Consider the following 18,783-nt stretch of genomic DNA (forward strand, 5'->3'; position numbering starts at 1 on the left):
AGCACGATCATGCGCCTGCGTTTGGCAGGCACCAAGCATTAACCGGCTCAGGGCTGCGAGTGTGCCAGAAAGGACCGCACCTGTTGCTGATACGTCACCGACTCACGCTGACGCTCAATTTCATCCCAGATACGTGCAGCCTGCTCCGGGTTGGCCGCCATATAGGCGTTGGACAGCATTAGGTAGTAGGCCTTCTCTTCCAGCGGCAGATTGACCTTTTCCAGCTGCGATGCCAGCTCAGGATGGGCCTGCAGCACGAAATCGCCGCGCAGGCTCTGTAGCGCAGCCGCGTCGATGCGTTTATGCCTAAGCATCTGCAACAGCGCCAGGGGATCACGGCTGGTTTCATCCACCTCGGCACCATGGGCGCGAATAAAATCGACAATCGAAAAGCCGCTCAGAGAACCCACCCGCCCGTGCAACTGGCGAAACTCCTCACCGTTCCAACTTACCGGGCTGTCCTTGCGCCGGTACAGAGCATAGATCGAAGTGTGCAGGCGCTTGCGCTCATCCAGGCGGCCATCGGCATCTTGCGGGTAGCGCCCGAGAAGTAAACGCTCCTCCTTGAAGCTGGAGGCAAAAGCACCGTCATAAACGCCCTGGGCAAGCCCGGACAGACAGCGCTTCCACGGCACGGCAACAAATCTGAACTGCAGCGATAAGGCCTCTTCGACCAAACGCAGCAATTGCAGGTTGAGCCCGCTGCCGTCGGTCATCACCCAAGGGTAGGAGTTCTGGTCCTCATAACAGAGGATCAAGGCCTGAGCCGAGCGCGGGGCCGCACCCACATTGCCGACCAGGCAACAGCAACACAGCAGGCAGATCAACAGCTTGGCCAAGCGCAAAGCTCCAAGGCAGTGGTAACCGCCGCTCCTGGCGGGTTTGGAGGGCGCATCCTGCGCGCTGCCTTTCAGTATAGATAGGCATGGACAAGGCACGCTGGCGCAGATCAATTGTCCCGCGCATTGACCGCAAAACGCTTGTCCAGGCCGCTGTAACCCATGCCGACGCCCTTATGCACTTTCAGCTGCACGGGGATGCGCTCTTTGAGCGCCTCGACGTGACTGATCACACCAATCATCTTGCCGCTGGCGTTGAGGTTATCCAGGGCATCCAGGGCTACCTCCAGGGTTTCCCCATCGAGCGTGCCGAAGCCTTCATCGAGGAACAGCGAGTCGATGCTGGTCTTGTGGCTGACCAGATCAGACAGCGCTAACGCCAGGGCCAGACTGACCAGAAAGCTCTCGCCACCGGACAAGGTCTTGGTATCGCGCGCGGCATCGGCTTGCCAGGTGTCGATTACCTCCAGCTCCAGCTCGCCGCTGCTGCGCCGTGCCAACTGGTAGCGGCCGTGTAAACGCTCGAGCTGTTGGTTGGCCAGGTAGACCAGATGATCCAGGGTCAGGCCCTGGGCAAACTTGCGGTACTTGGCACCATCGGCTGAGCCAATCAGGCTGTTAAGTTGCTGCCATAAATCATATTCACCCTGCTTGGCGCTAATGGCAGCAAACAGGCTTTGCTGACCTTGCCGGCGCGCGTCATCGCCCTGCAACTGAGCGCGCACTTCGCCCTGGCGCTCGCTCAGGGTTTTACGCTGACCGCTAAGGGCGAGCAGTTGTTCATCCAGTTGCGCCAGGCTAAGCGCGGTTGCCGGGTTAGCCTGCAGAGCAGCTAACTGCTGCGCAGCGGCACTGGCCAGTGCCTGGGCATCGCTCAGGGCTTTATCCAAGCGCTGACGCAGTTGCTGCAGTGCGGCGCGCTGAGATTCATCAAGTAAGGCAGCCAGATAAGCGGCCTCATCATTAAAGGGGCTGGCGGCTAGCGCGGAGGTCCACAGCTGTTCGGCCTGTTGCAGCCGTGCCTGATCATCCTGCAGACGGCTGGACAACTCCTGACGGCTACCGGCTAACTGCTGCTGACGGCGCAGCACCTCTTCCAGCTGCATCTGCACCTGCTGCAAGGCTGCCGGCGCATCGGCGGGTTTGCTTAGGGCCGGTTGATCGGCCAGGTGCAATGCGTTCCAACGTTGCTGCCAGAGCTGAGCCAGCTGAGCCGCGCTTTGCAGGCCATGGTCCAACTCGCTTAGCTCGCGCTGTAAATCCAGGTTCCGCTGCTGATTGTCCTGCCAGCGCTGCCACTCGGCCTGTCGCTCGGCTAGCCAGGCGATCGCGTCCTCCGGCAACTGATAGCCGAACTCGGCCAGAGTCTGGCGCAAGCTTTCACTGCGTTCGTGTGCAACATCCCGCACTTGCTGCAAACGTGACTGGCCTTGCTCCACCTGCTCCTGACGTTGCTGCAGTTGCAGGCGATTGAGCGCCAGCTGCTGTTCCAGCTTGCTGCACTGCTGCTGCAGAACCAAGCGCGCCTGCTGGCGTTGTTCAAGGCTGCTGCCCAACTCTTGCAACTGCTCCAGCTGCTGCTGCAGCTGCTGCAGTTCAACGCGCTGTTGCGTCTGCTGCTTAGCCAGGGCAGCGGCATCAACCAGAGGGGTTTCCAGCTGCGCATTAAGCGCCAACCAGCGCTCGGCATGCTCGGCGTGCATCTGCTGGCCACGCTCAAACTGCTGCTGTTGCTGCTCCAGGCGGGCCGCGAGCTTTTCCAGCTCGCCGGCCAGTTGCCGGCCTTGCTCGGTCAGCGTCTCCAGCTCAGTACGCTTGTTAGTGAGCAGCGCCTTGGTCGCCGAAATGTCCAAGGCCTGATAAGCACTGACCGCCGGGTGCGACTCAGAACCACACAGCGGGCAGGCCTCGCCAGGTTGCAGCTGATCGCGATGGGTTTCCAGAGCCTGGATGCGCTGTTCCTGCTCCAGCAGTTTTTCCTGGGCCTGCACCTGTTGCTGCAGGTCCTTGTAGCTCAGGCGCAACTGCGCCACCTCGGCCCCCTTGGCCTGATGCTGCTCGCGCAATAGCGTCAGGGCGCTGGCCAACTGCGTCTGCTCAGTCGTCAGGCGCTGTTGGGCCATGGCCAACTCGCCCAGTTGCGTCAGTACACCGCCCTGGATATGCAGTTGCTGCCAACGCTCGCGCAAGGCCGCCTCGCTGCGCCCGGCCAGCAACGCCTGCTGTTGCTGCTGCACGGCCTCTTCCTGCTCGCGCGCCTGCTGCAAGCGGTTTTGTTCGATGCTGAGGTGTTCGGCCTGCTGAGCGAGTTGCACCTGCAGAGCGGCGATAGTTTCTTGCAATTGTTGCTGACTGAGTTGCAGCTGGGCGATCTCCTCGGCCAGTTGCTGACGCGCCTTAAGCTGCTCGCCCCAGCTACCGAGCTGCTCGCCGAGTAGCTCATGCTGAGGCTGCGCGGTCAGTTGTTGCTGCACCAATTGCAAGCGCTCGGCCAACTGCTGACGCTGCGTCTGGCAATCGGCAAGCTGCAGAGCGCTAAGTTCGCGAGCCTGCCAGGTCTGTTCGGCAATGCTTTGCTCTATCTGGCGCTGCTCGGCGGCATTCTGCTGTAAGCCCTGCTCGGTCTGCGTCAGGCTCTGGCGAGCCTGCTGCCAGTCATGGTGCAGCGGCTGTAAACGCAGTGCCGGCTCGCTGGCAGTCAGTTGCGCCAGTTGCGGCTGGGCTTGCCGTAAATCATCCTGCGCCGCCTGCTCGGCCTGCTGGCTGGTGTGCAACTGAGCCTGGGCCTTGCTCAGCTCCTCACACCAGCGACGCTGACGCTGCAATTCGGTTTGCTCTGCATCGAATTCGGTTTGTTCAATAGCCCACTGCTCGGCCTGCGCCTGCAACTCGGTGCGCTGCTCCTCACTTAACAGCTCGACGCCTTCGGCCTTCGCGCGCAGCTGATCGAGCGCGACCTTAACCTCGCGGCATTGCTCAAATACCCGCTGGGAAATCTGCCCGTAGATATCGGTGCCGGTCAGTTCTTCCAGCAACTCGGCGCGCTGGTTGGCACCCGCTTCAAGAAAGGCGGCAAAGCCGCCCTGGGCCAGCAGCATGGACTTGGTAAAACGCTCGAAATCCAGGCCCGTGAGGCGCTCGGTTTCACGCAGCTTCTCATTGATCTTGTCGGTGATTATCTGGCCATTGGCGTCGGCCAGTTCCACCTTGGGGGCCTGCAACGCGCCATCGGCCTTGTCACGGGCACGGCGCTGGCTCCAAAACGCGCGGTAGCCCACGCCCTTGACCTCGAATTCGACCTCGGCCAGGCAGTCGGCGGTATGCCGGCTCATCAGCTCGTTGGCGCTGGCCGATACCGTGTTCATACGCGGGGTGCGGTGGTACAAGGCCAGACAGATGGCGTCGAGCAGCGTGGTCTTGCCGGCGCCGGTCGGCCCGGTGATGGCAAATAGGCCGTTGTCTTTGAATGGTTCAGCGGTGAAGTCGATCTTCCATTCGCCCTTGAGCGAGTTTAGATTTTTCAGGCGCAGGCTAAGGATCTTCATACCTCACCCTCGCGCAGCTCACTGACCACCTGTTGATACAGCCCCAGCAGGCGCTGCTGCTCGGCGTCGCCCAGGCTTTCGCTGCTTAGGCGTTGGGCGAACACATCCTCGACACTTAGCTCATCCAGGGTTTCTTTGGCCTGGCCCTGCAAGCCGGCCACTGCATTGCCGCGCTCGCGGCGAATCCGCAGCACTTCCACCGGCAGGCCCTCGCACAACGCGGCGATACGCAGTTGCAGATCGCTCAGATAATCGTCGGTGCCGACCAACACTTCCAGCCATACCGGCTGCTCGGGCCGGCCTTGTTTGGCCGCCTCCTGAATGGCGCTTTCCAGTTCCTTTAGCGAGCCGCGCAGCGACAGCAACGGCTGAAAACGTGGCACCAGCAGCGCACTGATCTGGCGCAAACCGCTGCTATCCAGCTCTACCAGCAGCACTTCTTTCTGCTGTTTGGCTTCATCGAAGCTCAGCGCAATCGGCGAGCCGCAGTAGCGGATATGCTCCAGCCCGCCGACCTTCTGCGGCCGATGGATATGCCCCAGGGCGATATAGGCCGCAGGCGGAAAGGCACTGGTGGGAAAAGCCTCCAGGCTGCCGACATAGATCTCGCGCACCGAATCGCTGGCACTGGCACCGACAGTGGTGAGATGCCCGGTGGCAATAATCGGCAGGTCGCCCCCCAGCTCGGCACGCTTGGCCTCGGCCAGGGCGTAGAGGTCCTGATAGTGCTGGGCGATTGCCTGCTGCAGCGACTGCTGTTTGTCCTGCGCGCTCTGCCCGGCCTGGCTAAGCAAAACGTCGCGCGGGCGGATAAAGGGGATGCCGCAGAGAATTGCACCGGGAGAACCGTCACGTCGATGCAGCACCAGCAGCTGTTCATCCAGCTGCTCACAGACACCAGGAATCACTCGGGTACCGAGCTGCGCTAACAGGGTCTTGCTTTCGCCGAGCATGGCCACCGAATCATGGTTGCCGCCCAGCACTACCAGCTCACAGCCGGTCGCGCGCAGTTCAACGATAAAGCGGTTGTACTGCTCGCGGGCGTAGCTCGGCGGCGCGCCGGTGTCGAAGATATCGCCGGCAATCAGCACGGCATCGACGCCCTGCACGCGCACCTGCTCGATCAGCCAGGTGCAGAACGCCTGGTGCTCGGCCTGGCGAGTCTTGCCCATAAAGTGCTGGCCGAGGTGCCAGTCAGAGCTGTGCAGGATCCGTATGGGCTGAGTCAAAACTGCCAATCCTTGACCACCATATGAGTCTTCACTTTCTGCATGCCGGGGAAGTTTTCGATCTCGCCGCGCACCTCACTGAAGCGCTGCATTGACGGGGCTTCGATATACACCAGCATATCGGTCTCGCCGCTGATACCGCTGCAACGGCGCACTTCGGGAAACACCCGCATCAGCTCGACATAATGCTCGCAGCGCCCGCCGCTATAGAACAGCTCCAGATAGACCTTGATCGCCGCATCACCCGGCGAGGCGACCTGAGCGTGATAACCACTGATAATGCCGCCCTGCTCCAACTGACGAATGCGCTCGCTAACGGCCGAACGCGACAAGTTGACCTCGCGGGCAATCTGGCTGACGGGCAAACGCGCATCGGCACGCAACAGGGCGAGTATCTGCTGATCGAACTTGTCCACGGGGCTTTCTCAGAAAAAGGTAATACGACGGCCAATTCCGTCACTTTGTTGGATAACGCCGACGCTTCTACAGCGGCGCTTTGCAGGGCAGCGCCCTACCATAGCCGGCAAAACATCAGAGCATACAACATGAGTCGTCTGAACCAGGAATTGGGCCTGTTGCAAGGGATTGGCCTGCTGAGTACCTCGCTGCTGGGCACCGGGATTTTCGTGATCCCGGCGCTGGCCGCCACTGCGGCCGGCGAGGCCTCGTTGTGGGCCTGGATGCTGCTGATCGCCCTGGTGCTGCCGGTGGCCTTCACCTTTGCCCAACTGGGCCGCCACTTCCCCCATGCCGGCGGCGCGCCGCACCTGATCGGCCGCGCTTTCGGGGCGAGGATGGAGCGCCTGAGCGCGCTGCTGTTTCTCGCGGTGTTGCCTGTGGGTTTACCGGCGGCGCTGAATATCGCCAGCGGCTTCTGGCAGGCGCTGTTCGATCTCAGCCGCGGCCAGGCCCTGGCCATTCAGCTGGGTACGCTCGTCGCCATGCTGTTACTCGGCCAGCGCCCGGCCAAGGCCAGCGGAGTGATTCAGGGCGCTATCGCCGTGGCGATTATCGCCACCATTGCGCTGATCTGGTGGGTCGGGGACCTGCCCGTCAGCAACCAGCCGCTGCTGCCACCCATCAACGGCTCCTGGCACTTGCTGCCGGCGGCGCTGGGCGTGATGTTCTGGTGTTTTGTCGGTATCGAGGCCTTTACCCATATGGGCGAGGAGTTCAAGAACCCCGAACGCGACTTCCCCCTGGCCCTACTGTTCGGCGTGCTGCTGGCCGGCCTGGTGTACTGGGCCTGCTCGGTGGCAGTGCTGAGCCTGCATACCTACGGCGATGTGCAGGCCGATGCGGCCTCCATGCCACGCATGCTCGACCTGCTGCTGGGTGACAAAGCGCGCTGGATCGCCGCCACCGTGGGCTACCTGGCCTGCTTCGCCTCAATGAATGTTTATATGCAGGGCTTCGCCCGGTTGATCTGGAGCCTGGCCGACGAAGGCAAACTGCCCGCTGCCCTGGCCCAGCGCAACCAGCACGGCGTACCGGCCCGCGCCCTGCTACTGGTGATTCTGAGCTGCGCCCTGTGCGCCAGCCTGGCCAGCGCGCTCAACCTGACCGTGGATGACTTAATCCGCTATGCCAACGGCAACTTTGTAGTCATCTATCTGCTGAGCATGGCTGCCGGTTGGATGCTGCTGCGTGGTATCTGGCGCTGGTTGGCCGCATTCAGCGCCCTGCTGTGCGGCCTGGTACTGCTGATGCTCGGCATTGATGCCGGCTATGCCCTAGGTTTGCTGCTGGCGCTCGGGCTGCTGGACCGCTGGCGCGAGCAACGCAGCATGCGCCTGCTTGCTGCGCAGAGCTGAAATGGCGGGTTATCCGCGCAGCTGCAAATTACCCGTCAACAGCAAGTCACGACGCTTCTTGCGGCTGATCTGCTGATGCTTGCACAGCGAATAAACCCGCTCAAAACCAACACGATCGATCCCCGGATACTGGTCCAGAGCGGCATGTACCAAGTGGTCATAACGCGCTTCGTCGATATGGTCTTGAACCAGGCGCAAGTACAGGAAGGCAAACTGGAAGCCCAGAGCCCCGGACCAATATGGCGGATGACCGATATAGCAGTTTTCTAGATCAACCACCTTCATCGCCTTCATACACTGCGGGTCAAGCATGATATTGCCAACCCATAGATCCAGATGGCAGACCTGTTTCTCATGCAACTCACCGATCAAGGCAAAAGCGCTCTGTAGAAAAGGCTCAATCTGCATCTGCGGTTGAGCCAACCAGAACTGACCATCGACATAGCCATCTAACACTTCACTGATCAAAAATAACTCGCGCACAGGAAACAATCCCTGACGGAGATAGCCGAAACCACGCAAGCGCGGCACAGGGGCACCTTGGTGCCGAGCATTGACACTGTTCATCAGCTCGGCTATCGGCCAGTCATACCAGCCAAGACGACGCTGGCGCCCCAAGGTCACACGCAATCGAGAAGGCAGGCTTTCCAGTTCGACGGTTTTCACGAACAGGCGCGAACGCACACCGCTCATGCAGCCGGAAATGTTACGGCGCAATGTACCGTTGTTGCGCTGAGCAAGCAGAACGGAGATTGGCTCAAGGATATCTGCAGCCTCCTCTTCATCGAGATGTAAGGTCAGATCGCCACTGACAACGGTATGGGAAAAGCCTTGCTGGTAGGACTTGAGGTAGCGCATCCCTACATCCGGTTTATTTTAAAGGTTGGCGAAACTAGCGACTTAACTGCGGCGCCTCAATCTATTCTTCATATTTTCGTCACATTTCAGATAAACGCCGCGGACTCAATCCAGCAGCAACAACCCGATAAGAGGCACTCCAGCTATTCTCAGCCCAGGTAACGACAAGGACTGACCATGCGCCGCATTCTCCGAGACCTGAAAATCCTTATTCTCGCCAACCTATGGCTCGTGCCGGTAATCGCGGGCCTGGTCGGTGCGCTGTTCTATTTCGTTGCGCCACCGCCACCGATGCATGCCCGCATGGCAACGGGTGCGATGGCGGGTGGTTACCATGCATTTGGCCAACGCTTACAGGCTGAACTTGCGCAGCAGGGCTTCACCCTGGAGCTGGTTAACAGCGCCGGCTCCGAGGACAACCTTGGCAAACTAGGCGCGGGGGATGTGGAGCTGGCCCTGGTGCAGAGCGGCCAGGAACTGACCCTGCCCGATGAGACACGCGAGGAGCTGAAAGGCCTGGGCGTGATATACCGCGAACCGCTTTGGCTGTTTCTCGCTGACGGGGCCAAATTCGAGCGCTTGGCCGATCTGATGACCTTACGTCTGGCGGTTGGCGCTCAGGGCAGTGGCACTCAAGCGGTGACCGCCGCGCTGTTTGCCGCCAACCGCATTGGCCCAGCAGAGTATCCTCAGAACTGGCAACAGATGGGCGGCAGCCGCGCCGCCGAGGCTCTGATTGCCGGCACTCTGGATGCAGCCTTTTTCGTTGGCCCTGCGGAGAACGCACTGATTCAGCGCTTGGCGGCTGAGCCTAAAGTGCGCCTGGTCAGCCTGCACCGCACCGAGGCCTATCTGGCGCGCCTGCCTTACCTTAGTCAATTACATGTAGGCGAAGGGATGCTGGATATGGCCCACAATACTCCGGATCGAGACATCATCACCCTCGGCCCGGTTGCCACCCTGGTAGCTGGCGACACATTCCACTCATCACTGACCCCGTTGATCCTGGAAGCCGCAAAAAACGTACTCAAGAATGGCAGCCTGCTCGACCCTGCCGGGAGTTACCCAGCCAAACCGCAACTGTCGCTCAACACCCTGAGCGAGGCCGATTACTATTACGACAAAGGCCTGCCGATCCTGCAGCGCTATCTGCCATTTCGCATCGCCTCGCTGGCCGACCGCTATATCATCCTGGCTATCCCGCTACTGGTACTGCTGTTTCCGCTGTTCAAGGCCATTGGCCCGATCTACCAGTGGCGTATCCGCGCACGCATCTACCGCTGGTATAAGCACCTGCGGGAAATCGACCAACAACTGTACAAGGGCAACCTACCCCGTGACCTGAACGCCGAGATCGCTCGACTGGAGCGCCTGGAGGACGAGTTGGCGCGGATTGAAGTACCACTTTCCTATTCCAATGAGCTGTACCAGTTGCACATGCACTTGCGCTATATGATTGAACGGCTGCAGGCGCTCAAGCAGCGCGAGTTGACGGTCAGTTAGACCGCCAAGCAGCAGCGAACATTTTTTACAGACAAAGAAAACCCCGCCAAAGCAGAGCCTGGCGGGGTTTTTCTTTTCAGCCGATCACTTGACCCAGTGTTTACCCCAGTGAGTGATGTCGTAGCTCTGCGCACTACGCGCCACACTCTTCTCGGCCGTAGCAGCCTCGATTTGGTCATCAACTACTTTGGTGGAGAACGACAACCAGCTGGTCACAAAGGCCATCGCGTCGCCATTGATCTCCAAGGCACGCTGGGCGATGTTGTTCAGATCGTCGCAGCTATCGTGGTAGCAAGGGTCCAGCGCGATGCCTGCTGTACCGCCATAACGGCTCGCCTGCTCAGGCGTTTTCAGCACTTCAGCTCCGGTAAACAATCCACCAAAAGCGATACCGTCCAGGAAGAACTGTGCGTAATCCGAACGGAACGTGATCTCATCGCCTTCTGACGGCAGGCCGCGCAGTTTGTAGTACTCCTCGAACAGCTTCTCGATGGCGCCAGAACCGGGCGGACCTTGCAGACCGAACGCCGAGCCGTCGCCGTCATAGATGAAGTAGGCGAAGTTTGGCGAGGCAATCATGTCGAAGTTCAAGTACGCCTTGATCTTGGTTTTCTGCTCTGGCGGAAGCTGATTGACGTAATACGTCGAACCAACCAACCCCGACTCCTCAGCCCCCCACCAAGCGAAACGTAGCTTGTTCTTCGGCCGAACCTTCTGCAGCTGCAACGCCAACTCCAGCAACGCGGCACTGCCGGATGCGTTGTCGTTGATGCCTGCACCCTCATACACCGAATCGAGGTGAGCACCGGCCATCACCACGTTGTTGGCATTGCCGTGACGGCTCTCGGCGATCAAGTTGAAGGTTTGCGTGCGCTCGCGCACCACGTCGGCCAGCATGCGCACCTGAGTGTCTGCACTTTGCGCCAGGCCAACGCCGACATCATAGGTGGCAAAAAAGGCCGGGATACCGCCGGCATAGCTGTCACCCAAGGTGGCGTTGAGCAAGCCTTTGCGGTCTTCCGTGTCGCCCTGGTTGAAGATAATCACCCCTGAGGCACCGGCCGCCGCGGCGTTCTCCGCCTTTATCTGAAAGTTACAAGTACCGCGCTGCAGCAAGGCGATGGAGCCGGAGGGGAAGTCGACAAAGTCTTCAGCCTCACAACCACTGCTGGACAAGTTGCCCGCACCAAGCGCGATATCCACAGCCGCCACCGGTGCGCTGATGTCACCGTCCTCGGTTTGCGACAGGTAGGTGAAATCCACATCCCATTCATACACCGCTGGCGTCGGCGCTAAAGCCTGCAAATCGCCCGGCCCTTGCGGGTAATAAGCGGTAAAGGGGAACGGCTGCACCTCCACGCGGTAGCCGGCACCTTCCAGGGTGGACTTCACATAGTCGAGCGAGCGCTGATAGCCGGGCAAACCCGCCGCTCGATTGCCGCCATTGGCTTGAGCGATATCCTTGAACATCTGCAAATGGATGGACGTGTTGCTCGCCTGCATACAGCGCGGCAACCCTAAAGTAGTGCTATTGAGCAGGCCAAACCGGCATTCCAGAGGGCCCAAACGAGATGGGCTCCAAAACGCGTTAAATAGTTGGCTACTGCTTTTATTCGACTCGGCGAGCACCTCGCCAGAGATCGCCGCCAGTAGGCTTCCAACAATCAGACCGCTTCTCACAATCTTGTTATGCATGCTGCCTCCAATCCATATATGGAGTTTTTAGGTGCGACAGCGCTTGTGACACCGCCGCGATAGGTCCCTTTACTGCGTCGTGTGGACAGCTACATAACCTAGACGTGGATATTCAACTTCGCGAACCTTCACCGCTATTTTTCTTGAAAATAAGAACTTATCGACGAATATAGAAGCAAATTGCCAGCATTTTGCCATCAATTATCGGGCTTTGGTGGACGCCTGCGCGGCGGTTAAGTGCCCGGCGCATCGCGCCGGCCGATGGAGAGAGGCCGGTACTCAGGTAAACTCTGCGCACATTTGTAGATGGGTTCCGTGCTGGCGCGTCCAGCAGCCGAGGAACCATCACCCCTTGCGACTGACGTGAAGACCTAGCCCCATGCCGATCCGCCACTGCATCGTTCACCTGATCGACAAAAAGCCCGATGGCACACCCGCTGTGCTGCATGCCCGCGATACCGAACTGGCCGCCTCGCAAGCCATCGAGAACATGCTTGCCGACCTCAACGAAAGCTATAACGCCAAGCAGGGCAAGGCCTGGGGCTTTTTCCATGAGGAGTCCGGGGCATACCCATTCAGCGGCTGGCTGAAGCACTACCTGGACGAGGGTCAGGACTTCGCCGCATTCAGCCGCAAGGCTGTGGAGCAGCTGCAGAAGCTGATGGAAGAATCCAACCTGTCCACCGGCGGCCATGTGCTGTTCGCCCACTACCAGCAGGGCATGACCGATTACCTGTCGATCGCCCTGCTGCACCACAGCGAAGGCGTGGCGGTGAACGAGGCGTTGGACGTGACCGCCGCCAAGCACCTGGACCTGAGCCAGCTGCACCTAGCGGCGCGGATCAACCTCTCCGAGTGGCGCAACAACGCCAACTCCAAGCAGTACATCTCCTTTATCAAGGGAAAGAACGGCAAGAAGGTCTCGGAGTACTTCCGCGACTTTATCGGCTGCCAGGAAGGCGTCGACGGCCCGGGCGAAACCCGTACCCTGCTGAAAGCGTTCAGCGATTTCGTAGAAAGCGAAGACCTGCCCGAAGAGCAGGCCCGCGAGAAGACCAAGACCTTAGTCAGCTACGCCGCAAACCAGGCCAAACAAGGGGAGCCAATCACCCTCGACGAGCTATCCGGACTGATCGACGAAGAACGGCCCAAGGCCTTCTTTGATCATATCCGCAACAAGGATTACGGCATGGCTCCGGAATTTCCGGCGGACAAACGCACCCTCAGCCAGTTTCAGCGCTTTACCGGGCGCGCCGAAGGCCTGTCGATCAGCTTTGAAGCGCACCTGCTCGGCTCGAAAATCGAGTACGACGAGAGCACCGACACCCTGGTGATCCGCAATCTGCCGACGCAGCTCACTGATCAACTCAAGCGCCGCAAGTCCTAAGACCATGACGCGCCTGCCGGATAACCTGCTGGATGCCTGCCGCTGTGATCCGGCGGCGCCATTTGCTCAGGACCCGGCGCGGGATTTCGGCCTGGACAAGCAGACAGCGCAGCTAGCCCTGACTGAACTGCGCCCCTGGCTCAACCAGCAACAGCGCATGCTCTGGGCCAATCGGCGCAACGCCCTGCTGCTGATCCTGCAAGGCACTGACTGCTCCGGTAAGGATGGCGTGATTCGCCGGGTGATCAGCAGCTTCGATCCCCAAGGACTGCGCATTCACAGCTTTCAGAAACCCGATGCCTGCGAACAGCGCCACGACTTTCTCTGGCGCTACCAGCAGCGTTTGCCAGGGCCGGGCCTGTTCGGGGTATTCAACCGCAGCTACTACGAAGGGCTGATCAGCGATCCGCTGGATGGCATGTGTAACGCAACTGAGCTGCCCACGCGCCAGCAGGCGATTCACGCCTTCGAGGCGCAACTGATCAGCCAGTCGATTCAGCCGCTGAAATACTTTTTGCAGCTATCCAAAGATGAACAAAAGCACCGCCTGCAAGAGCGCCTGGAAAAACCGCATAAACGCTGGAAACTGCACGGCAGCGACCTGCAGTCTTATCGCGAATTCGACCTACGCCAGCAGCGCTGGGCCGACCAGCTCACGGCCAGCCATAGCGACGCCACGCCTTGGTATGTGATTCCGGCGGACCATCGCTGGTTACGCGACTGGCTGGTGGCAAGCCTGCTGGCCCGCGAGCTGGAACGCTTGCAGCTGGACTGGCCTGATACCCCGCCGCCGTTTAGTTTGGAAGAATTGCAACGCAGTTAGCCCACGACTCACCAGACCATCAACACAAGAAGGCAAAGGAACGGCCATGAAGAAAGTCATCCTGCTGCTGAGCGCTATAGCGCTTTTCCAACACTGGGACACTGTGCAGCGCTGGTTTCAACCACCGCTGGCCGATCGGCCGGGCGAAGTGGTGCTGTATGCCACGCAGTGGTGCGGCTACTGCGCGAAAACCCGCGAACAACTGGCGCAGGACCAGATAGCCTACCGGGAAATCGATATCGAGAAAGACCCAGCCGGCCAGGCGACCTTCAAGGCCCTGGGTGGGCGCGGCGTGCCCTTGCTGGATATCAAGGGCACGCTTATTCACGGCTACGACCCACAGGCGATGCGCGCCGCGTACTGAAACCTCGGCGCGCAACAGATCGTAAAAACGTGTTTACAGCGCCTTGATGGCAAAGCCCAGACGCGGAAAATGTACGTGCACGGTCCCAGCGCGCTCATCCTCGCGGCGCAGGATCAGTTCTTCAACACCGGCGAACACGAGCTCGCCCTCCACCGGATCGACGCCGTAATCGGTGGCGGCAATCTGTACCCGATGACCGACCGCGAAGCCGTTGGGCTCGACAAACTGCTCATCCGGCAGGGCCGCCGGCGTCGCCGCACGGGCGATCGCGATAGCATCTTCTGCGCTCAACGCACTGGACGCACCGTGACCGAAGCCCAGCACGCGACCTAGCCAGGCGCTGACATTCGGATAGGCGTCGACCAGCGGCGCAGTCACCGGGGTGCCTTTGAGGAACCACAGACAATGGGCCAGGGAGAAGTCAGCAATCGACGGCTCACCGAACAGGAAATCGCCCTTCTCGCGCGCCAGTTGCTGCTCTACCCGTGCCATCAGGGACGGCCAGTTGTGCTTGGCGACCTCAGCAGATAGACGCGTGGCGCTGCCGCCGCTGAACAAGCCGGCACGGTCGGCGATAAAGGCCTTGATCGCCTCCGGCGGCAGCTTGCCGAAACGCACGGCCACCGACTCCGGCTGAAACACCAAGCTCACCGCATGCTGGAATATCAGCGAATCAACCCACTGGGCAAAGCTCGCTGCGACGAATTCCTGACCCTCCGGAAACAGCGACGGGGTGGCCTTCTCCGCGTCCAGGCGACGCGCAATCAGCGCGGTATCACAGTAGATATCGGCACCCACTTGCAGCACCGGGGTCTTGCGGTAGCCGCCAGTCAGCGCCAGCAGATCGGGCTTGGGCATGATTCGCGGAATTTCCACCGAACGCCAGGACAGCTGCTTGAAACCCAGCATCAGGCGTGCCTTCTCGGCAAAGGGTGAGGCATCGTAGTGGTGCAGGATCAACTCGTGCATAACAGGCTCCGCTGCAATCAGATAAAGGAACCAGCTTAACCCTGCACAGCGCTGCGGCCTACCCGGCTAGGCTGATGATGCTTTATCAGCCGCAACGATAACCCCGGTCGCTACCAGGGCTTCCTTGGCCGCTTTGGCCAAGGACTTGATCGCCCGCTCACGGCGCAGCGCATCGCCTTTGCCGGCACAGCTTTCGATATACACCAGGGCCTGCGCCGGGCTGGAATGGAAGAAACGCGCGCCCTTACCGCTCTGGTGTTTGGCAAAACGCTTGTGCGGATCGTCGCTGATGCCGCAGTACAACGCGCCATTAGCCGCCCGCACCAGATAGACAAACCAGAGCTTGGCGGCAGGTGTCTCAGGCACGCTAGAAGAGTCAGGCATCAGTCGGATCGGCAGGCAATGGCAAGGTCGCCGAGCTTAACGGCTCTTCTGAAAAGCCGCTAAGCCTTTGGCTGCCTGCTGACGTATCGCGTTCTGCACAAAAGGCGCCCAGCCCAGCAGGCGACCTTTAAGGCCCAGCGCCTGGCCGGCCCAACGCCACAGATCGAAGTGATCGCGGTGCTCGCTGATCTTGCCGTCGCGAAAACGGAAGTTGGCCTCGATATGGTTGACCACCTGATTGCCAGTCTGGCTAAAGGTATAGGTCGCCACCCAGCGCGCCCGCCCGGAATGATCATCCGCCGCCACGCCATCAAAGGTCAGGGAAAAACCCTGGGCCTTGGCGCAGAGCATGCGCCACATATCGCCGGCAGCCGCGCCGCGCAGGTCGGTAAACACCGGGTCGCTGAACTGCACATCCGCGCTGTAACAGCTGGCCATGGTCTCGGCATCCAGCTGCTGGAAGGCTTGGTAGAAACGGGTGATCAGCGCGGCGTTGGGGTGAGTCATGGGGCGAACTCCGGTAGGGGACGTGCGAGCAGTATTGTCGTTAAATCGTCACCGCGCGATTGGCGTAAAAGACACACTTGTGTCAATAATCGCCAAACCTTCATAAAGTCTGAACACGTCATGCTGAAAATCGCTCTGTACGTCTGCCCGCAAACTGTGTGCTCCAGCCTGAGTATGGCCATGGACGCTTTTGTCCTGGCCAACCGCCTGGCCGAGCAGCGGTTGTTCGACCTGCAGCGCGTCAGCCTGGACGGGCAAGCGGTTGATCTGGGCTTTGCGCAGATCCAGGTCGATGGCGACCTAAGCCTGGCCGAGGATGCCGACCTGATTCTGCTCGCTGCCAGCGGCAGCGCTATCGACAGCACCCTGAGCGATAACGCAGCGCTGCTGCCCTGGCTGGCGCAACGCCCGCCACGCCAGCAGCTGGCAAGCCTGTGCAGCAGCGCCTTTCTCCTGGCCGCCGCCGGCGTGCTCAACGGTCGCCGTGCCACCACACATTGGGCGCTGGCCAGCCAGTTCCGAGAGCGTTTTCCGCTGGTCAAGCTGCAGATCGAGCAACTGGTCTGCGAGGACGGCCACCTGCTCAGCTCCGGCGGCGCGCATGCCGGGCTCGATCTATGCCTGCACCTGATCGCTCAACATGGTGGCGACGGCCTGGCGCATCAGGTGGCCAATGCCCTGGTCTTCGACAGCCAGCGCGGCCTGCAATCACGCTTTGCCCCGCTGCTGCCGGCGCACAGCAGCAATGGCCAACTCACGCCCGTGTTGCAGTGGCTGCAGCGTCATCATGGCGAAGCTATCGACCTTAATCGCCTGGCCGCCCAGGCCAATTGTTCATCGCGCACCCTATTGCGGCGCTTCAAGGCCAGCACCGGGCTGACGCCAAACGATTACCTACAACGCGTGCGCATCAGCGCCGCGCAGCGCGCCCTGCGCAGCCCTGCGTCATTGGAGCAGATCGCCGCACAGGTCGGATATGCCGATCGCGCCACCTTTGCCAAGCTGTTCAAACAGCTCTGCGGAGAAAGTCCCGGGGCGTTTCGCAAGCGCCTGCGCCAGCCTGTTTGAACCGTGCCAACGTCACCACACACCGTCTGCACGCCAGTTAACTGGCCACCTCTGCACTAAAGTGCCTATAAGCCCACACCTCTGCCAAGCCGCCCCGGCGTGGATCTTGAAGGAACAGAAATCGACACGCTACTGGTCGGTGCCGGTCAGGTCGCGCTCGTCGATCCCGAGCAGTTGGTCGGCCTGATTGGTCAACAGCCACAGCAAGCCGTCGTGAAACAACAAGCCGCCGCCCCAGGCAAGCTTTCGTCCAGCACCTTAATTCGCGGGTCGGTATTCCCATACGCAACAGGCGATCGACGCCGGCATTGTTGATATACAGCTGGCGTGTATCGGCACTGAACACCAGACCGCTGGGCGCAGGCATGCCGTTGGAGCCAAAGTGGATTTATCCTGGCTGCCACACGAGCGCAGCCGATGCCGGCGGGTGTAGAAGCCTCGGATCTGCTGCCGCGCGCCCACTTCAATGGAAAGTGAAGGGTTAGTCGACCGTGCTTCTACCCTGCAGACGGGGTGCCCAGTCCTCAACCATGCCCTTCTCCAACCGCCGCTCGAGGGTACGCCGCCACGACGGCGCCAATGGCAGCGCCAGGCATTCGCGCAGCATCGCGGTCTCCACCCGCTTGTCGAACAGCACTGCGGACAAGCGGGTCAACGACCAGTTGGCAAACTGCCGCTCAACCAGCTGCAGGCTGTCGCCCGCACAGACCACACCCTCCTCCAGCACCCGGTAATACCAACCGGTGCGCCCCGACTGCTGCACACGCAGGGCCAATTCGGCCACGCCGAAACGGTCGCTGAGCTTCCAGCATGGCATACGTCCCTGCGACACCTCCAACAGCGCTGTGCCGGCGCGAATGCGGTCGCCCAGGCAGACATCATGTTCAGTCCAGCCGGTGCTGCTGAAGTTCTCACCAAAAGCCCCAGGCTGCATCAACAACGGATGCTCACCGAGCTCGGCAGCCCAGGCGGCGTAATGCTCACGCGGGTAATGGTGGATGGCCTTTTCCACACCCCCATGCACGCGCAGATCACCCTGTTCATCACCGCCCAGACCGAGCGTGCTTACCACCACTTGACCATGTTGCGGCTGTTTGTCGATGGCACTGCGCGAGCCAGGTCGGGTAAATGGCTGTGCCCGTCCGGTGAGCAATGCATCCAGGCGGATGGTGGGCAGGCTCATACGTCAACCTCGCAGGTTTGATGTTCACGACAGATCAGCGCCGCATCGGCGGGCGCCAGAGGCTCCTTAGTCAAGCCGCAGAACGGCTTGTTATCGATCTGCTGGTGGAAGCGGCAGCTGCGGCACAACCCGAAGCTCGGCACATCTGCACTGCGCTGCACCTCGCGAAGCAGCTCGCCTAACAGCATCTCCAGCTGCGTGCCGCGCTCACCCATGCGCGCTTCACCCTCAGCGAGAAAAGCCGGCGGTAACAGAGCGGCCAGCAGCCTACGGGCAGCGTCGGTCAATTGCAGGTGAACACTGCGCTTGTCGCGCGCATCCTGAATTTTGACGATCAGCGCCTTAGCCTCCAGCGCTTTAAGCGACTGCGACACCGTGCCCTTGGTCAGGCCCAGGTAGTCGGTCACCCCTAGCGGCGTATTGGAATAGTGGTTGCACCGCGCCAGATACATCAATGCGCTCAACTGGATGGGTTGCAACTCGGTCAGCAACGGGTGCTGGCGAAACCAGATACGAGTCAGGCTGGAGAGTCTTTCAAGCAGATCGAAAAGGGTGGTGTCGGTCATATATCACTCCTGTCGAAGCATGGTATCGATTAAAAACCATATTGACAAA

General features: G+C 60.5%; 17 protein-coding genes. 6 read left to right on the plus strand and 11 right to left on the minus strand.

What is annotated here, in order from left to right:
* Positions 1 to 47: 47 nt before the first annotated feature.
* The 4 genes from AACX99_RS06800 to AACX99_RS06815 form a co-directional block, all read right to left on the minus strand.
* A complete protein-coding gene (locus AACX99_RS06800) occupies positions 48 to 839 on the minus strand; it encodes a substrate-binding periplasmic protein (protein WP_339410465.1) in 792 nt (263 codons plus the stop codon).
* Between the two features lie 110 nt (positions 840 to 949).
* The gene (locus tag AACX99_RS06805; protein WP_339410467.1) at positions 950 to 4,384 is read right to left on the minus strand and encodes an SbcC/MukB-like Walker B domain-containing protein; all 3,435 of its coding nucleotides are present in this window, start codon (positions 4,382 to 4,384) and stop codon (positions 950 to 952) included.
* Complete coding sequence (gene sbcD, locus AACX99_RS06810; RefSeq protein ID WP_339410588.1) at positions 4,381 to 5,601, minus strand: exonuclease subunit SbcD; 1,221 nt, start codon at positions 5,599 to 5,601, stop codon at positions 4,381 to 4,383. The genes AACX99_RS06805 and sbcD overlap by 4 nt, the downstream gene beginning before the upstream one ends.
* 8 nt (positions 5,602 to 5,609) lie before the next feature.
* Positions 5,610 to 6,029, minus strand: a complete 420-nt coding sequence (locus AACX99_RS06815; RefSeq protein ID WP_339410469.1) for an Lrp/AsnC family transcriptional regulator — start codon at positions 6,027 to 6,029, stop codon at positions 5,610 to 5,612.
* 129 nt (positions 6,030 to 6,158) lie between these two features.
* On the opposite strand from AACX99_RS06815, the gene yjeH reads away from it, so the two are divergent.
* Positions 6,159 to 7,427, plus strand: coding sequence for an L-methionine/branched-chain amino acid transporter (yjeH, locus tag AACX99_RS06820; protein WP_339410471.1), 1,269 nt, complete (start codon positions 6,159 to 6,161; stop codon positions 7,425 to 7,427).
* A gap of 9 nt (positions 7,428 to 7,436) precedes the next feature.
* Here the strand turns inward: yjeH and AACX99_RS06825 are convergent, their stop codons facing one another.
* Positions 7,437 to 8,285, minus strand: a complete 849-nt coding sequence (locus AACX99_RS06825; RefSeq protein ID WP_339410473.1) for a lipopolysaccharide kinase InaA family protein — start codon at positions 8,283 to 8,285, stop codon at positions 7,437 to 7,439.
* A gap of 177 nt (positions 8,286 to 8,462) precedes the next feature.
* Here AACX99_RS06825 and AACX99_RS06830 point away from each other — a divergent pair, with 177 nt between their 5' ends.
* Complete coding sequence (locus tag AACX99_RS06830; protein ID WP_339410474.1) at positions 8,463 to 9,788, plus strand: TAXI family TRAP transporter solute-binding subunit; 1,326 nt, start codon at positions 8,463 to 8,465, stop codon at positions 9,786 to 9,788.
* Between the two features lie 84 nt (positions 9,789 to 9,872).
* On the opposite strand, the gene AACX99_RS06835 is transcribed toward AACX99_RS06830, so the two are convergent.
* On the minus strand, positions 9,873 to 11,483 hold the full coding sequence (locus tag AACX99_RS06835; RefSeq protein ID WP_339410476.1) for a M28 family metallopeptidase: 1,611 nt from the start codon (positions 11,481 to 11,483) through the stop codon (positions 9,873 to 9,875).
* A 379-nt stretch (positions 11,484 to 11,862) separates the two neighbouring features.
* On the opposite strand from AACX99_RS06835, the gene yejK reads away from it, so the two are divergent.
* The 3 genes from yejK to AACX99_RS06850 are packed head-to-tail and all read left to right on the plus strand — an operon-like array spanning position 11,863 to position 14,057.
* Positions 11,863 to 12,870, plus strand: a complete 1,008-nt coding sequence (gene yejK / locus AACX99_RS06840; protein WP_339410478.1) for a nucleoid-associated protein YejK — start codon at positions 11,863 to 11,865, stop codon at positions 12,868 to 12,870.
* A 4-nt stretch (positions 12,871 to 12,874) separates the two neighbouring features.
* Positions 12,875 to 13,693 carry a polyphosphate kinase 2 family protein gene (locus AACX99_RS06845; RefSeq protein WP_339410479.1) on the plus strand — a complete coding sequence of 273 codons (819 nt, stop codon included), beginning with the start codon at positions 12,875 to 12,877 and terminating at the stop codon, positions 13,691 to 13,693.
* Positions 13,694 to 13,739: 46 nt separating this feature from the next.
* Positions 13,740 to 14,057: a glutaredoxin family protein gene (locus AACX99_RS06850; protein WP_339410480.1), complete on the plus strand. Its 318-nt coding sequence runs from the start codon at positions 13,740 to 13,742 to the stop codon at positions 14,055 to 14,057.
* 33 nt (positions 14,058 to 14,090) lie between these two features.
* Here the strand turns inward: AACX99_RS06850 and AACX99_RS06855 are convergent, their stop codons facing one another.
* The 3 genes from AACX99_RS06855 to AACX99_RS06865 form a co-directional block, all read right to left on the minus strand.
* On the minus strand, positions 14,091 to 15,026 hold the full coding sequence (locus AACX99_RS06855) for a glutathione S-transferase family protein (protein ID WP_339410481.1): 936 nt from the start codon (positions 15,024 to 15,026) through the stop codon (positions 14,091 to 14,093).
* Between the two features lie 66 nt (positions 15,027 to 15,092).
* Positions 15,093 to 15,410 (minus strand): GIY-YIG nuclease family protein, encoded by a 318-nt coding sequence (locus AACX99_RS06860; protein ID WP_339410482.1) that lies wholly within the window; start codon positions 15,408 to 15,410, stop codon positions 15,093 to 15,095.
* Positions 15,411 to 15,446: 36 nt separating this feature from the next.
* Complete coding sequence (locus AACX99_RS06865; protein ID WP_339410483.1) at positions 15,447 to 15,917, minus strand: nuclear transport factor 2 family protein; 471 nt, start codon at positions 15,915 to 15,917, stop codon at positions 15,447 to 15,449.
* Between the two features lie 120 nt (positions 15,918 to 16,037).
* On the opposite strand from AACX99_RS06865, the gene AACX99_RS06870 reads away from it, so the two are divergent.
* Positions 16,038 to 16,985, plus strand: a complete 948-nt coding sequence (locus AACX99_RS06870) for a GlxA family transcriptional regulator (protein WP_339410484.1) — start codon at positions 16,038 to 16,040, stop codon at positions 16,983 to 16,985.
* 481 nt (positions 16,986 to 17,466) lie between these two features.
* Here AACX99_RS06870 and AACX99_RS06875 read toward each other — a convergent pair whose 3' ends face one another.
* Both AACX99_RS06875 and AACX99_RS06880 read right to left on the minus strand, forming a co-directional pair.
* Entirely contained in the window at positions 17,467 to 18,168 is a 702-nt protein-coding gene (locus tag AACX99_RS06875; protein ID WP_339410485.1) for an MOSC domain-containing protein, read from the minus strand.
* Positions 18,165 to 18,734 (minus strand): MarR family winged helix-turn-helix transcriptional regulator, encoded by a 570-nt coding sequence (locus AACX99_RS06880; protein WP_339410486.1) that lies wholly within the window; start codon positions 18,732 to 18,734, stop codon positions 18,165 to 18,167. The genes AACX99_RS06875 and AACX99_RS06880 overlap by 4 nt, the downstream gene beginning before the upstream one ends.
* Positions 18,735 to 18,783 lie beyond the last annotated feature (49 nt).

The organism is Pseudomonas sp. EA_35y_Pfl2_R5 (genome assembly GCF_963970805.1).
GTDB lineage: Bacteria > Pseudomonadota > Gammaproteobacteria > Pseudomonadales > Pseudomonadaceae > Aquipseudomonas.